The organism is Citrobacter sp. CK185 (assembly GCF_030333565.1).
Lineage (GTDB): Bacteria > Pseudomonadota > Gammaproteobacteria > Enterobacterales > Enterobacteriaceae > Citrobacter_B > Citrobacter_B koseri.
The window spans coordinates 198,985-212,942 of sequence record NZ_JAOWFR010000026.1; the positions used below are offsets into that span (position 1 = coordinate 198,985).

The following is a 13,958-nucleotide window of genomic DNA, read 5'->3' on the forward strand; positions in this document are numbered from 1 at the left end:
GCCCCAAAACCTGTCCCCAAGCAATTTTCGCCCCCAAATTTGCCCCCAAAAATCCCACTTTGCGTAGCTCCTTCCAGTTTCGAAACACCCAGTTTTACCGGCTCCTGATCTTGCTTCATGATGTTCGTGTTTAAAATCATAAAGTTTCGGTGCGCACCGCTTTTTAGACAGGGATATCATCTTCAGTTGCACGGTTAATGAAAAACGTTACACGTCCCAACACCTCAACTTCAGCCAGAGCAGTACCTTCGATCGCTTCGCCATCGTCTGTGATAAGCACCTCCCCCATAAGCTTTGCAAACTGAGTGTTTCCATCGAATAGGATCAGCAGCACGTCACCTGGTGTCTTTCTGGTTGCAGGCTCAATGACAGCAAACCCGACGTCAGTTTCAAGCACTCTGCTTTCCGCCCCTATATTGCATAGAACTGCAGGTGAGAGCGCGCACTCAACGTAATCGGTAGCTGGTGAAGGGAAACCCATCTCATAGCCCTCCGTTCGGATTGAAAAGCTGGAAAGTACGATCTTTGCCTTCGTGGTCAGTAACATCCTTGAACGTCGTCACATACGTTTCTATCCAGGTGTTGGCCTGTCCCAGAGACCAGTTCCAGTTCACTTTTCCCAGCTCGCTCAAGAATGCCTGAGTAGTGACAGTTCTGCGTCCATTCGGTTCAATGCGGATAATTGAAAAAATCAATATTGCAAACCTCATCAATAACCAACTGAAATATATAGATTTTGCATAACACATTTTGCCTAATAATCTTAATAATTAGGGGATTATTAACGTTTCTAGCATATGAACCGTTAATAAAAAAAGGAGTTTTGAAATGGCAATCCCGGCATATCTTTGGCTGAAAGATGATGGCGGCGCAGATATCAAAAGCGCTGTTGATGTACAAGATCGCGAAGGAAGTATTGAGGTTTTGGGGTTCGGTCATGGACTACATCTGCCGACCGATAATATGACAGGGAAGATCACCGGCACACGCGTACATAGCGCTCTTGTATTTGAAAAGGAGTTCGACAGCTCAAGCCCATATCTGTACAAAGCAGTGGCAAAGGGTCAGACATTGAAAAGTGCGAAGTTCAAATGGTACCGCATTAATGACGCCGGGCAGGAGGTGGAATACATCAACATGCTGCTAGAGAACGTCAAAGTCGTCTCGATTTGCCCGATGATGCACGACGTGAAGACCCCTGCCACCGAGAAGCATAACCATCTCGAAAGCGTTGCGCTACGATACGAGAAAATCACCTGGAAGCACTGCGACGGCAACATCATCTTTTCTGATGAATGGAAAGACAGATGATCCGCTGCACGTTTCATCTCAATAGCGGACAGCTGTCGACGCTGAGCTGCCCTTGCGTGGGATTCTTTCCGGCTTACTCTGGAAACGCGGGTGAGAACAGAAACAATCCGGGCAAAACCGGCGTTCCGGAGAAGGGGCCGCTTCCACCCGGCAAATACTATATTGTCGCCAGACCGGGTAGCGGCGCGGTGCATTTCATCAAAAACGTGGCATATTCGGTAGCGTCTGGCTCGAATTATTTCAACTGGTTCGCGTTATATCGTGAAGACTCGAATATTGATGATTATACGTTCGTCGAGGAAGTAAAGAGAGGGAATTCCAGACTGCATCCCGCGGGATACAAAGGAGTAAGCAACGGCTGTATAACGTTCGTCAGCACTACTCATTACAACATATTGAGAGAAGCCATTTTAAGACAGCCGACATTTAGAATAAACGGGACGCACCTCGTCGCGTTCGGCACGGTGCAGGTGTACTGATGAATACTTTGAAATTTACAGTGTTATGGCATATTTATTTATTATCGTATGCTTGCATTTTTATTGCATTTTTTGCGGTAGTACCAGAGCAACAATTGTTCACATGGCTGTCAAATAAATATGGGTTTATTGATATTGAGAAGTGGGATATTTACTATTCATTATTCACTCTATTGACTACAGCCTTGCTGAATAGTTTATTCATTATCATAACCTTTCGACTTGTTAGAAAAAACAGTCGAGCGAATAACAACTATTAATACACATAGGGGAGGATTCCCTCCCCCTGTTCATCTTTAAGTTTTTGCCGCATTAATTATTACGTCAATGCCAGCCAGTTCAGCCCCGTTTTTACCTGAGCCGAAATTCGTCACAGTATTGTACTGGCTATACGACGGTAGAGCAGCATCTTTATCTGCAGCGGCTTTTCTGACTGCAGCTGTTGCAGCGTACTCTGCTGCTTTGGCTTACCGGGCATATGGAAAAGACAGATATCGTTTTCAATCATAGAGAGCATGGACACACTGAACAACAAAGCCTCAGATTCGTGTTTGTTCCAGGAAAACAGTCAAAGGATGGGAGCACTTATTTTTCGCGGGGTTCCATCGCAAGCAGTTGGAAACGATCCGGCATCAGGAGGTGCCCACCCTATCAGTCGCGCCATACTTACGCCTGCTGGCTATTGTCCACCGGGGCTAACCCTTCGTTTATTGCGAGTCAGATGGGCCATGAAAATGCTAAGATGGTTTATGAGGTATATTCGAAGTGGATAGCTGGTATGAACGCTGATCAGGTTGCAATGTTAAACGCCCGATTACCATCACTACTGCCCCCATTATGCCCCTAAACACAAACGGCAATGGCAATGGCAATGGCAAATGTCATTAAATATTAGTAAGATAGCATCTTTATACATAATCCCTTAAAAATTATGCGCCTGGTTTTATCGTCTCTGATCGTGATGGCTGGACTCCTGAGTGGTCAGGCTGCGGCTGCGCCTGAACCGACTATGCATGCTGATATTCGCGACAGCGGTTTTGTCTATTGCGTCAGTGGGCAGGTCAACACCTTCAATCCACAAAAAGCGAGCAGTGGCCTGATCGTTGATACGCTTGCCGCCCAGCTGTATGACAGACTGCTGGATGTGGACCCTTATACTTATCGTCTGGTGCCGGAACTGGCAGAAAGCTGGGAAGTGCTGGACAACGGCGCGACCTACCGTTTCCACCTGCGTCGCAACGTCTCTTTCCAGAAGACCGCCTGGTTCACCCCTACCCGCAAGCTGAACGCGGATGACGTGGTGTTTACCTTCGAGCGCATTTTTGATCGCAAACATCCCTGGCATAACGTTAACGGCGGCAGTTTTCCCTATTTCGACAGTTTGCAGTTTGCCGATAACGTAAAGAGCGTGCGTAAGCTGGACAACAATATTGTCGAATTTCGCCTGACCCAACCAGACGCCTCCTTCTTATGGCATCTGGCGACGCACTATGCGTCGGTCATGTCAGCGGAATATGCGGCGCAGCTGACAAAGCAGGATCACCCGGAACTGATTGACCGCCAGCCGGTCGGCACCGGCCCGTTCCAGCTCTCGGAATATCGCGCCGGACAATATATTCGTCTGCAACGTCATGAGGGATTCTGGCGTGGTAAACCGCTGATGCCGCAGGTGGTGGTTGACTTAGGCTCCGGCGGCACAGGCCGTTTATCGAAATTGCTCACCGGCGAATGCGATGTGCTGGCCTGGCCCGCTGCCAGTCAGCTCACGATTCTGCGCGACGATCCGCGCCTGCGTTTGACGCTGCGCCCCGGTATGAACATCGCCTACCTGGCCTTTAATACCGATAAGCCGCCGCTGAATAATCCCGCCGTACGCCATGCGCTGGCGTTGTCGATCAACAACCAGCGGCTGATGCAGTCGATCTACTACGGTACAGCGGAAACCGCCGCCTCTATTTTGCCGCGCGCCTCGTGGGCCTATGACAACGAGGCTAAAATTACAGAATACAATCCGGCTAAATCCCGCGAGCAGTTGAAAGCGCTGGGGCTGGAAAACTTAACGCTACAGCTGTGGGTGCCGACCAGTTCCCAGGCCTGGAACCCCAGCCCGCTGAAAACCGCCGAGCTGATCCAGGCGGATATGGCGCAGGTCGGCGTAAAAGTGGTGATTGTTCCGGTAGAAGGTCGTTTCCAGGAGGCGCGGTTGATGGACATGAACCATGATCTGACGTTGTCCGGTTGGGCAACCGACAGTAACGATCCAGACAGCTTCTTCAGGCCGTTGCTGAGCTGCGCCGCCATTAACTCGCAGACCAACTTTGCACACTGGTGCCATCCTGAGTTTGACGGCATTCTGCGAAAAGCGCTCTCGTCCCAGCAGCTTGCGGCGCGTATTGACGCGTATGATGAAGCGCAAAATATTCTGGCAAAAGAGCTGCCGATACTGCCGCTCGCCTCCTCGCTGCGTTTACAGGCTTATCGCTATGATATTAAAGGACTGGTTTTAAGTCCCTTTGGTAACGCCTCGTTTGCCGGTGTTTCGCGGGAAAAAGAAGATGAGGTGAAAAAACCATGATTATTTTCACCCTGCGTCGGTTTCTGCTGCTGTTGGTCACGCTGTTCTTTCTGACCTTTATCGGCTTTAGCCTGAGCTATTTCACGCCCCATGCGCCATTACAGGGCGCATCGCTGTGGAACGCCTGGGTTTTCTGGTTTAACAGCCTGATCCACTGGGATTTTGGCGTTTCCAGCATTAACGGCCAGCTGATCTCCGAACAGCTCAAAGAGGTTTTTCCCGCCACGATGGAGCTGTGCATTCTCGCTTTCGGCTTTGCCCTGATGGTCGGAATCCCCGTGGGGATGCTGGCAGGCGTAACGCGGAATAAATGGCCAGACCGTTTCATCAGCGCCCTCGCCTTAGTGGGATTTTCGATTCCGGTCTTCTGGCTGGCGCTGCTGTTGACGCTGTTTTTCTCGCTCACGCTCGGCTGGCTGCCGGTATCAGGTCGTTTTGATCTGCTTTACGAAGTGAAGCCGGTCACCGGTTTCGCCATTATTGATGCCTGGATTTCCGACTCGCCCTGGCGCGATGAGATGGTGATGAGCGCAGTACGTCACATGGTATTGCCGGTGCTGACGCTGGCCGTCGCCCCCACCACGGAAGTGATTCGTCTGATGCGCATCAGCACTATTGAAGTGTATGACCAGAATTACGTGAAGGCAGCGGCGACGCGCGGTCTGTCACGGCTGACGATTCTGCGTCGGCATGTGCTGCACAACGCGCTGCCGCCGGTGATCCCGCGTCTCGGCTTGCAGTTTTCCACCATGCTGACGCTGGCGATGATCACCGAGATGGTCTTTAGCTGGCCGGGGCTGGGACGCTGGTTGATCAACGCTATCCGCCAGCAGGACTACGCCGCTATTTCCGCAGGCGTAATGGTGGTTGGTTCGCTGGTGATTATCGTCAACGTGATCTCTGATATTTTGGGTGCTATGGCTAACCCTCTGAAACATAAGGAATGGTATGCCTTACGATAGTGTGTACAGCGAAAAGCGCCCACCGGGAACACTGCGCACTGCCTGGCGCAAATTTTATGGCGACGCTTCTGCGATGGTCGGTCTTTACGGCTGCGCAGGTCTGGTGGTGCTGTGTATTTTTGGCAGCTGGTTTGCTCCCTACGGCATCGATCAGCAGTTCCTCGGCTACCAGTTGCTGCCGCCGTCCTGGTCGCGCTATGGCGAAGTCTCGTTTTTTCTGGGGACGGACGATCTGGGGCGTGACGTTTTAAGTCGCCTGCTGAGCGGCGCGGCGCCCACCGTCGGCGGCGCGTTTATCGTCACGCTGGCGGCAACGCTGTGCGGCCTGATTCTGGGCGTTGTCGCCGGGGCTACACACGGCTTACGCTCCGCCGTACTCAACCATATTCTGGACACCCTGCTCTCTATTCCGTCGTTGCTGTTGGCGATTATCGTTGTTGCCTTTGCCGGGCCGCATCTGAGTCACGCAATGTTTGCCGTCTGGCTCGCACTGCTGCCGCGTATGGTGCGCTCGGTCTACAGCATGGTGCATGACGAGCTGGAAAAAGAGTATGTGATCGCCGCGCGCCTCGACGGTGCCACCACGCTCAATATTCTCTGGTTTGCCATTCTGCCCAATATTACCGCCGGTCTGATTACCGAAATCACCCGCGCGTTGTCGATGGCGATCCTCGATATCGCCGCGCTCGGTTTTCTCGACCTCGGCGCGCAACTCCCCTCTCCTGAATGGGGCGCCATGCTCGGCGACGCGCTGGAGCTGATATATGTCGCGCCGTGGACGGTGATGTTACCAGGCGCGGCAATTATGATCAGCGTTCTGCTGGTGAACCTGCTTGGCGACGGCATCCGGCGCGCGATTATCGCGGGGGTGGAATAATGCCGTTACTGGATATCCGTAACCTGACCATTGAATTTAAAACCGGCGAAGACTGGGTTAAAGCCGTAGATCGGGTCAGCATGACGTTAAATGAAGGGGAGATTCGTGGACTGGTCGGCGAATCCGGCTCCGGGAAAAGCCTGATTGCGAAAGCCATTTGCGGTGTGGCGAAAGACAACTGGCGCGTCACCGCCGACCGTATGCGCTTTGACGATATCGACCTGCTGCGTCTTTCCGCGCGCGAGCGTCGCAAACTGGTCGGCCATAACGTGTCGATGATCTTTCAGGAACCGCAGTCGTGCCTTGATCCTTCGGAGCGCATTGGCCGTCAACTGATGCAGAATATTCCCGCCTGGACCTATAAAGGTCGCTGGTGGCAGCGTATTGGCTGGCGAAAACGCCGTGCCATTGAACTGTTGCACCGGGTCGGCATTAAAGATCACAAAGACGCGATGCGCAGTTTTCCGTATGAACTGACGGATGGCGAATGTCAGAAAGTCATGATCGCCATTGCGCTCGCCAATCAGCCGCGCTTGCTGATTGCCGACGAACCGACCAACGCGATGGAACCCACCACCCAGGCGCAGATTTTCCGCCTGCTGACGCGCCTGAACCAGAACAGCAATACCACTATTTTGCTGATCAGTCATGACCTGCAAATGCTCAGCCAGTGGGCAGACAAAATTAACGTTCTGTATTGCGGGCAGACGGTTGAAACTGCGCCCAGTAAGGATCTGGTGGCGACGCCTCACCACCCTTATACTCAGGCGCTCATCCGCGCGATACCGGATTTTGGCAGCGCCATGCCGCATAAAAGCCGCCTGAATACCATGCCAGGGGCAATCCCGCTGCTGGAACAATTACCGATAGGTTGTCGTCTGGGGCCGCGTTGCCCGTATGCTCAACGAGAATGCATTGAAACCCCGCGTCTGACCGGGGCGAAGAATCATCTCTACGCCTGTCATTTTCCGCTGAATATGGAGAAAGAGTGACATGGTGGAAACCCTGCTCGAAGTGCGTAACCTGAGTAAAACCTTCCGCTACCGTACAGGATGGTTCCGGCGTCAGACCGTCGAGGCGGTAAAGCCGCTCAGCTTCACCTTACGCGAACGCCAGACGCTCGCCATTATTGGCGAGAATGGCTCCGGCAAATCCACGCTGGCGAAAATGCTGGCAGGAATGATCGCGCCGACCAGCGGTGAACTGCTGATTGACGATCATCCGCTGAAATATGGCGACTACTCGTTTCGCAGCCAGCGCATCCGCATGATTTTTCAGGACCCGTCAACGTCACTCAATCCGCGACAGCGCATCTCGCAGATTCTGGATTTCCCGCTGCGGTTGAACACCGATCTGGAACCGGAGCAGCGACGTAAGCAGATTATTGAAACCATGCGGATGGTCGGCCTTCTCCCTGACCACGTCAGCTATTATCCGCACATGCTGGCGCCAGGGCAGAAACAGCGTCTGGGATTAGCCCGCGCCCTGATTTTACGACCGAAGGTGATCATCGCCGACGAAGCGCTGGCTTCGCTCGATATGTCGATGCGCTCGCAGCTCATCAACCTGATGCTGGAACTCCAGGAAAAACAGGGGATTTCGTATATCTACGTCACTCAGCATCTGGGGATGATGAAACACATCAGCGATCAGGTGCTGGTCATGCACCAGGGCGAAGTGGTCGAACGCGGCAGCACTGCTGATGTTCTCGTCTCTCCGTTACATGAACTCACCCGCCGTTTGATCGCAGGACACTTCGGCGAAGCCCTCACCGCCGACGCCTGGCGAAAAGATCGCTAGCCTGAAGGAGCGTTATGATGTTGTTGTCTGAATCAATTAGCGGCCATTTGGTCATCCACCACGCGCCCCGAATGCAGGAGCGCCCATGAGAAAATATTCTTGGCTGATCCTGTGTCTGGCGCTGGTTATGCTACTGGCGTCCGCTTTCGTATTCACTCGCGCTGACAACCAGACTGAACCGGCATTCGGCTACACTCTGGACTTCAAAAAACCGTTGTCCGGGATCGACAATTTATCCTCCCTGAGCTACGTGCCCGAAGAAGATGTTTTTGTCGCCACCCTCAACAGACCCGCCACCATCCTCAAACTGTCTAAAAATGGAGAAATACTCGCCAGAAAAAGCATCGCAGATCGGATTAAAGATGCTGAATCAATCGAATACGCGGGTAACGGGACATACTTACTGGTCGATGAAGCAGACTCTGCGATGTATGTTTACCAGCTCAGCCAGGATCTGGACATCAGATCAGTGAGAAAAATAGAAACAGACCTGTTTGAGAACGCGCGCAACCGGGGAATCGAAGGCATTGCCTGGATGGCCGGACGAAATGAACTCTATTTCGCCAAAGAACGTAAACCGGTCATGCTGTACCGAACCCAAAGCGACGGTGGCCTTACTCGTTTTTCTGAGATCGTCCCGCTGGATGATCTGATTAAAAATCTGGACGTAGACGATATCTCCGCCCTTCACATCCACGGTGAACATCTGCTGATCTTATCTGATGAGTCACGCAGCCTGACAGAGATAGACCTGAACGGCAATGTGCTGCGCCGGATGTCATTAACGCAGGGCGAAAATGGTCTTGAGGAAGATATCCCGCAACCTGAAGGCGTGTCGATGGATAAGGCCGGCAACATTTATATTATGAGTGAGCCGAACCTGTTTTATCGATTTGAAAAGGTCTCGACTGGCAGGTAAACCGTAAGTTCAGACTCTTCTTTCCCGTTGAAGCGCGGTTTTGACGGGAGAGAAGAAACGGCGATACGCGGGCTTTTATGAAGTCAGAAAACATTGGAAACGTTTGAAATGGTGCCGACTACCGGAATCGAACTGGTGACCTACTGATTACAAGTCAGTTGCTCTACCTACTGAGCTAAGTCGGCCTGGGCCGCCATCGAGGCCTCGAACCCCGTTCCCTACAACACCCACAACAAATGTCGTTCGCTCTTCCAGATGAGCTAATGGCGGTTTGACGGTTCTTGTGAGTTATCACGCACTTACGCGTCATAACGAACCGGCTGCGAATAATACATAAGTAGAATTAGTCATGCAACCATTATGATTCGTCCAAATGTATTTATCCCTTATATTCGCAGCGCGTCGCCCGCTCGTGCTGGTTGGATGAGGCGAACCTGATAGCGGGTGATATACTGGACGGATGCAGGAAAATATCGAAAGTAAACAGGCTCGTCCTGCGCCGCCCCGGAGCTAAGTCACGGGAAATGACGGAAAAATATCGTGACACAAAGGGCTGTGAGTGGGATATAATTTCGAGCTAATTTCGAATAACTTTGAAATGTTGCTTTTAATTTATTGATATTAAAAGCAAAAAATAAGTAATGACTATAAGGATTAAAGCTATGGGTTTTCTTTCCGGTAAGCGCATTCTGGTAACGGGTGTTGCCAGCAAATTGTCCATCGCCTACGGTATCGCTCAGGCGATGCGCCGCGAAGGAGCTGAACTGGCGTTCACCTACCAGAACGACAAACTGAAAGGCCGCGTGGAAGAGTTTGCCGCTCAACTGGATTCCAGCATCGTGTTGCAGTGTGATGTGGCTGAAGATGCCAGCATCGACGCTATGTTTGCCGAGCTGGGTAAAGTCTGGCCGAAATTCGACGGTTTCGTTCACTCTATCGGCTTCGCACCTGGCGATCAGTTGGATGGCGACTATGTGAATGCCGTTACCCGTGAAGGCTTTAAAATCGCGCACGACATCAGCTCTTACAGCTTTGTGGCGATGGCAAAAGCTTGCCGTACCATGCTAAATCCGGGTTCCGCCCTGCTGACCCTGTCTTATCTGGGTGCTGAGCGTGCAATCCCGAACTACAACGTCATGGGTCTGGCAAAAGCGTCTCTGGAAGCAAACGTGCGTTACATGGCTAACGCGATGGGCCCGGAAGGTGTTCGTGTTAACGCAATCTCCGCAGGTCCGATCCGTACTCTGGCCGCGTCCGGCATCAAAGATTTCCGTAAAATGCTGTCGCATTGCGAAGCGGTTACGCCGATTCGCCGCACCGTTACCATTGAAGATGTGGGCAACTCTGCCGCCTTCCTGTGCTCTGATCTGTCTGCCGGTATCTCCGGTGAAGTCGTTCACGTCGACGGCGGTTTCAGCATCGCAGCCATGAACGAACTGGAACTGAAATAATCGTTTCACTTCCCGCAATGGGCGGCGCAGCGTCGCCCATTATTCCCTTCACTGATGACGCCTTTCACCCCCTTCCATTCTTCGCGCGCTGTCGCATCGCGGTATATATCATTCTGATATTTATTATCACCTAACAATCTTTTATCCCCTCTCTTGCTTACGCCAGGATAATGCAGCGAAAACGATCCGGCGTGATTCGACGACGACGTGTCCGGGTCGCCACTTTTAGACCAAGGAACGCCCATGGAACAACGCCGAATTGAAGGCAAAAGCCACTGGTATCATGAAACTCAGTCCAGCACTTATCCGCAAGAGGTTCTCCCGCTGGTGCCGGAAGCCGCGAACGTCGAGGACAGTTTTCTGCTGGATTTAGCGATCGCCGAAGACGTGCTTTTACCCTTTCAGTCCTGGTTGCACCCTGCCCGTCAACTTGCTCAACGCCTCTTTCCCGAGCGCGTCACACAGAATCGTCTCCACACGTTCAGCGCCTATGAACGGATGAGTACCGCATTGACCGTTGCCCAGGTCTATGGCGTACAGCGGCTCTGTAACCATTACGCCGCGCGACTGACCCCGCTTCCCGGCCCGGACTCCTCCCGGGAGAGTAACCACCGACTGGCGCAAATCACGCAATACGCGCGTCAACTGGCCAGTTCCCCTGCGGTCATTAATGCCCGCGACCGCCAGCATCTTGACGATGTGGGTCTGACGACCTGCGACATCATTCTGATAAACCAGATTATTGGTTTTGTGGGTTTTCAGGCGCGCGTCGTGGCAATATTCCAGGCTTATCATGGACACCCCGTCCGCTGGGTGCCGGGCCTGGATATACAGCAATTCGCCGATGCGCAGCTTTTCCAGGAAAAGGACGCGCAATGGCACCCGGCTCAGGAAGGCGTGGAAATACGTTACGCCAGCGCCGAACAGCTGGAGTGCCTGTCTCACCATCAGCCGGTTGCAGAACTGCTGACGCTCGCGCCAGTCCTGGTTCACGAACCCGCCCTGCTTTCTTTACTTGGCACACTGCTCACCAGCGCCCTGCGTACGGATGCGCCACCGGCGTCGCTCCCGCTCGCCACGCTGCTCACGTCACGCATCAATGGCAGCGTCGCCTGTTTTAATGAACAGTCACGCCACGCGGGCGAATGGGCAGAGACCATTTCGGTGTTCCGCCGGGGTGAACGGGAGATACAGCACTGGGAAAGCCAACATCCGGTTGAGCGTCCTGTCACGCAAGCGATACAATGGCTGACCAGGGCGCCCGATCGTTTTAGCGCTGCGCAATTCACGCCGTTACTCGAACAAGGGGCGTCACTGGAACAGGCCGTCAACTTGCTGGGCTGGTGCGGATTGTGCGGTTGGTTGAACCGTTTAAAAATCGCGTTGGGCGAAACACATTAACCGCGCCTTTACTGAAAGAGCGCTTGCTGCGCCAGGCAGAATCGCGTAAAACTGTCAGCCGCTCTTTTGGCCACGAAAATAGACAATTATGTTTCAGGACAACCCGCTGCTAGCGCAGCTTAAACAGCAACTACATTCCCAGACGCCGCGTGCTGAAGGGGTGGTAAAAGCCACGGAAAAAGGCTTTGGCTTCCTGGAAGTCGATGCACAAAAAAGTTATTTCATCCCGCCGCCGCAGATGAAAAAAGTCATGCACGGCGACCGCATTGTCGCGGTGATCCATACGGAAAAAGAACGCGAGTCCGCCGAGCCAGAAGAACTGATCGAGCCGTTCCTGACCCGCTTCGTGGGCAAAATCCAGGGTAAAAACGATCGTCTGTCCATCGTACCGGATCATCCGTTGCTGAAAGACGCTATCCCATGCCGTGCCGCCCGTGGCGTGGAACACGAATTTAAAGAGGGTGACTGGGCCGTTGCTGAAATGCGCCGTCATCCGCTGAAAGGCGACCGCTCTTTCTACGCCGAGTTAACCCAGTTTATCACCTTCGCCGACGACCACTTCGTACCGTGGTGGGTCACGCTGGCTCGCCATAATCTCGAAAAAGAAGCGCCGAACGGCGCGGCGACAGAAATGCTTGATGAAGGTCTGGTACGCCAGGATCTGACCGAGCTGGATTTTGTCACTATCGACAGCGCCAGCACCGAAGACATGGATGACGCCCTTTATGCGCAAGAGTTGGGCGAAGGTAAGCTGCAACTGACGGTTGCGATTGCTGACCCGACCGCGTGGATTGCGGAAGGCAGCAAGCTGGATAACATCGCAAAAATCCGGGCGTTTACCAACTATCTGCCGGGCTTCAACATCCCGATGTTGCCGCGCGAACTGTCTGACGACCTCTGTTCCCTGCGCGCGCAGGAAGTTCGTCCGGCACTGGCCTGCCGCATGACCATTGCCGCCGACGGCACTATTGAAGATGACATCACCTTCTTTGCGGCCACGATCAAGTCGAAAGCCAAACTGGCCTACGACAATGTCTCCGACTGGCTGGAAAATACCGGCAGCTGGCAGCCTGAGAGTGACGCTATCGCCCAACAGATCCGCCTGCTCCAGCGCATTTGCCTGAGCCGTGGCGAATGGCGTCACAACCATGCGCTGGTGTTCAAAGATCGCCCGGACTATCGCTTTATTCTTGGAGAGAAAGGCGAAGTGCTGGATATCGTCGCGGAACCTCGCCGCATTGCGAACCGCATTGTGGAAGAGTCCATGATCGCGGCAAACATTTGCGCCGCCCGCGTGCTGCGCGACAAACTGGGCTTTGGTATTTACAACGTTCACATGGGCTTCGACCCGGCCAACGCCGACGCGCTGGCAGCGTTGTTGAAAACGCATGGCCTGCACGTTGACGCAGGAGACGTATTAACCCTGGAAGGCTTCTGCAAACTGCGCCGCGAGCTGGATGCCCAACCGTCCGGTTTCCTGGACAGCCGTATTCGTCGCTTCCAGTCATTCGCAGAGATCAGCACCGAACCGGGCCCTCACTTCGGACTGGGTCTGGAAGCGTATGCGACCTGGACCTCTCCGATTCGTAAATACGGCGACATGATTAACCACCGCCTGCTGAAAGCCGTCATCAAAGGCGAAACCATCGCGCGTCCGCAGGAAGAGACAACGCAGCAGATGGCTGAACGCCGCCGCCTGAACCGTATGGCGGAACGTGACGTCGGAGACTGGTTATATGCGCGCTTCCTGAATGATAAAGCCGGTACAGAAACACGCTTTGCGGCGGAAATCGTTGATATCAGCCGCGGCGGGATGCGCGTTCGCCTGGTCGATAATGGCGCAATGGCCTTTATCCCGGCGCCGTTCCTGCATGCCGTACGTGACGAGCTGGTTTGCAGCCAGGAAAGCGGCACCGTGCAGATCAAAGGTGAAACGGTATACAAAGTGACGGATGTGATCGATGTAACGATCGCGGAAGTTCGCATGGAAACCCGTAGCATTATCGCCCGGCCTGTCGCCTGACGTTTTTGATGTAGCGGCCTTTCTTTAACCGGAAAGGCCGTTTTTTTTCTGCCCGCTCCACCCACCTCACGCTACACTTCACTCATCCGTTCAGAATTATTTTTATCCGCTCGCTATGCTTTTTTCTGAATCTGGATTACATATAAATACATAAGTAAAA

13 protein-coding genes, 1 tRNA gene and 1 pseudogene are annotated in these 13,958 nt (G+C 53.2%); 12 read left to right on the top strand and 3 right to left on the bottom strand.

Annotated elements, in window-relative coordinates; genetic code table 11:
* Window positions 1-163 precede the first annotated feature (163 nt).
* Together OGV79_RS15705 and OGV79_RS15710 are read right to left on the bottom strand one after the other, a co-directional pair.
* Window positions 164-397: a hypothetical protein gene (locus OGV79_RS15705; protein ID WP_369701094.1), complete on the bottom strand. Its 234-nt coding sequence runs from the start codon at window positions 395-397 to the stop codon at window positions 164-166.
* A gap of 85 nt (window positions 398-482) precedes the next feature.
* Window positions 483-710 (bottom strand): DNA polymerase V, encoded by a 228-nt coding sequence (locus tag OGV79_RS15710; RefSeq protein WP_081353206.1) that lies wholly within the window; start codon window positions 708-710, stop codon window positions 483-485.
* A gap of 118 nt (window positions 711-828) precedes the next feature.
* Here OGV79_RS15710 and OGV79_RS15715 point away from each other — a divergent pair, with 118 nt between their 5' ends.
* The 9 genes and pseudogenes from OGV79_RS15715 (at window position 829) to OGV79_RS15755 (ending at window position 8,923) form a co-directional block, all read left to right on the top strand.
* Window positions 829-1,311 (top strand): Hcp family type VI secretion system effector, encoded by a 483-nt coding sequence (locus OGV79_RS15715; RefSeq protein ID WP_071258395.1) that lies wholly within the window; start codon window positions 829-831, stop codon window positions 1,309-1,311.
* The gene (locus OGV79_RS15720; RefSeq protein WP_286468690.1) at window positions 1,308-1,790 is read left to right on the top strand and encodes a DUF2778 domain-containing protein; all 483 of its coding nucleotides are present in this window, start codon (window positions 1,308-1,310) and stop codon (window positions 1,788-1,790) included. The genes OGV79_RS15715 and OGV79_RS15720 overlap by 4 nt, the downstream gene beginning before the upstream one ends.
* 466 nt (window positions 1,791-2,256) lie before the next feature.
* Window positions 2,257-2,637 (top strand): annotated as a pseudogene (locus OGV79_RS15725) (tyrosine-type recombinase/integrase); the annotation flags it as partial.
* A gap of 84 nt (window positions 2,638-2,721) precedes the next feature.
* Window positions 2,722-4,365 (top strand): ABC transporter substrate-binding protein SapA, encoded by a 1,644-nt coding sequence (gene sapA / locus OGV79_RS15730; protein ID WP_049008172.1) that lies wholly within the window; start codon window positions 2,722-2,724, stop codon window positions 4,363-4,365.
* On the top strand, window positions 4,362-5,327 hold the full coding sequence (gene sapB, locus OGV79_RS15735) for a peptide ABC transporter permease SapB (RefSeq protein WP_047463560.1): 966 nt from the start codon (window positions 4,362-4,364) through the stop codon (window positions 5,325-5,327). Before sapA ends, sapB begins: the two co-directional genes overlap by 4 nt.
* A complete protein-coding gene (gene sapC, locus OGV79_RS15740; protein WP_012132258.1) occupies window positions 5,314-6,204 on the top strand; it encodes a peptide ABC transporter permease SapC in 891 nt (296 codons plus the stop codon). The genes sapB and sapC overlap by 14 nt, the downstream gene beginning before the upstream one ends.
* Window positions 6,204-7,196 (top strand): peptide ABC transporter ATP-binding protein SapD, encoded by a 993-nt coding sequence (sapD, locus tag OGV79_RS15745; RefSeq protein ID WP_012132257.1) that lies wholly within the window; start codon window positions 6,204-6,206, stop codon window positions 7,194-7,196. Before sapC ends, sapD begins: the two co-directional genes overlap by 1 nt.
* Before the next feature lies 1 nt (window position 7,197).
* Entirely contained in the window at window positions 7,198-8,004 is an 807-nt protein-coding gene (gene sapF, locus OGV79_RS15750; protein ID WP_286468691.1) for a peptide ABC transporter ATP-binding protein SapF, read from the top strand.
* A gap of 85 nt (window positions 8,005-8,089) precedes the next feature.
* Entirely contained in the window at window positions 8,090-8,923 is an 834-nt protein-coding gene (locus OGV79_RS15755) for an SdiA-regulated domain-containing protein (protein WP_052194490.1), read from the top strand.
* 109 nt (window positions 8,924-9,032) lie between these two features.
* On the opposite strand, the gene OGV79_RS15760 is transcribed toward OGV79_RS15755, so the two are convergent.
* A tRNA-Thr gene (locus OGV79_RS15760) sits at window positions 9,033-9,108 on the bottom strand.
* Between the two features lie 477 nt (window positions 9,109-9,585).
* On the opposite strand from OGV79_RS15760, the gene fabI reads away from it, so the two are divergent.
* From fabI to OGV79_RS15775, 3 genes are all read left to right on the top strand, one after another.
* Window positions 9,586-10,374, top strand: a complete 789-nt coding sequence (fabI, locus tag OGV79_RS15765; protein WP_024130306.1) for an enoyl-ACP reductase FabI — start codon at window positions 9,586-9,588, stop codon at window positions 10,372-10,374.
* A 243-nt stretch (window positions 10,375-10,617) separates the two neighbouring features.
* Window positions 10,618-11,775 carry a carboxymuconolactone decarboxylase family protein gene (locus OGV79_RS15770; RefSeq protein WP_104868613.1) on the top strand — a complete coding sequence of 386 codons (1,158 nt, stop codon included), beginning with the start codon at window positions 10,618-10,620 and terminating at the stop codon, window positions 11,773-11,775.
* Window positions 11,776-11,863: 88 nt separating this feature from the next.
* Entirely contained in the window at window positions 11,864-13,798 is a 1,935-nt protein-coding gene (locus OGV79_RS15775) for an exoribonuclease II (protein WP_047463557.1), read from the top strand.
* Window positions 13,799-13,958 lie beyond the last annotated feature (160 nt).

What these genes read in the sequence shown, in the direction of transcription:
- OGV79_RS15770 (WP_104868613.1), top strand. Translation starts at nt 10,618, where the DNA reads ATGGAACAACGCCGAATTGAAGGCAAAAGCCACTGGTATCATGAAACT.
- sapC (WP_012132258.1), top strand. Translation starts at nt 5,314, where the DNA reads ATGCCTTACGATAGTGTGTACAGCGAAAAGCGCCCACCGGGAACACTG.
- OGV79_RS15720 (WP_286468690.1), top strand. Translation starts at nt 1,308, where the DNA reads ATGATCCGCTGCACGTTTCATCTCAATAGCGGACAGCTGTCGACGCTG.
- sapD (WP_012132257.1), top strand. Translation starts at nt 6,204, where the DNA reads ATGCCGTTACTGGATATCCGTAACCTGACCATTGAATTTAAAACCGGC.
- sapF (WP_286468691.1), top strand. Translation starts at nt 7,198, where the DNA reads ATGGTGGAAACCCTGCTCGAAGTGCGTAACCTGAGTAAAACCTTCCGC.
- fabI (WP_024130306.1), top strand. Translation starts at nt 9,586, where the DNA reads ATGGGTTTTCTTTCCGGTAAGCGCATTCTGGTAACGGGTGTTGCCAGC.
- OGV79_RS15775 (WP_047463557.1), top strand. Translation starts at nt 11,864, where the DNA reads ATGTTTCAGGACAACCCGCTGCTAGCGCAGCTTAAACAGCAACTACAT.
- OGV79_RS15755 (WP_052194490.1), top strand. Translation starts at nt 8,090, where the DNA reads ATGAGAAAATATTCTTGGCTGATCCTGTGTCTGGCGCTGGTTATGCTA.
- sapB (WP_047463560.1), top strand. Translation starts at nt 4,362, where the DNA reads ATGATTATTTTCACCCTGCGTCGGTTTCTGCTGCTGTTGGTCACGCTG.
- OGV79_RS15715 (WP_071258395.1), top strand. Translation starts at nt 829, where the DNA reads ATGGCAATCCCGGCATATCTTTGGCTGAAAGATGATGGCGGCGCAGAT.
- sapA (WP_049008172.1), top strand. Translation starts at nt 2,722, where the DNA reads ATGCGCCTGGTTTTATCGTCTCTGATCGTGATGGCTGGACTCCTGAGT.
- OGV79_RS15710 (WP_081353206.1), bottom strand. Translation starts at nt 710, where the DNA reads ATGAGGTTTGCAATATTGATTTTTTCAATTATCCGCATTGAACCGAAT.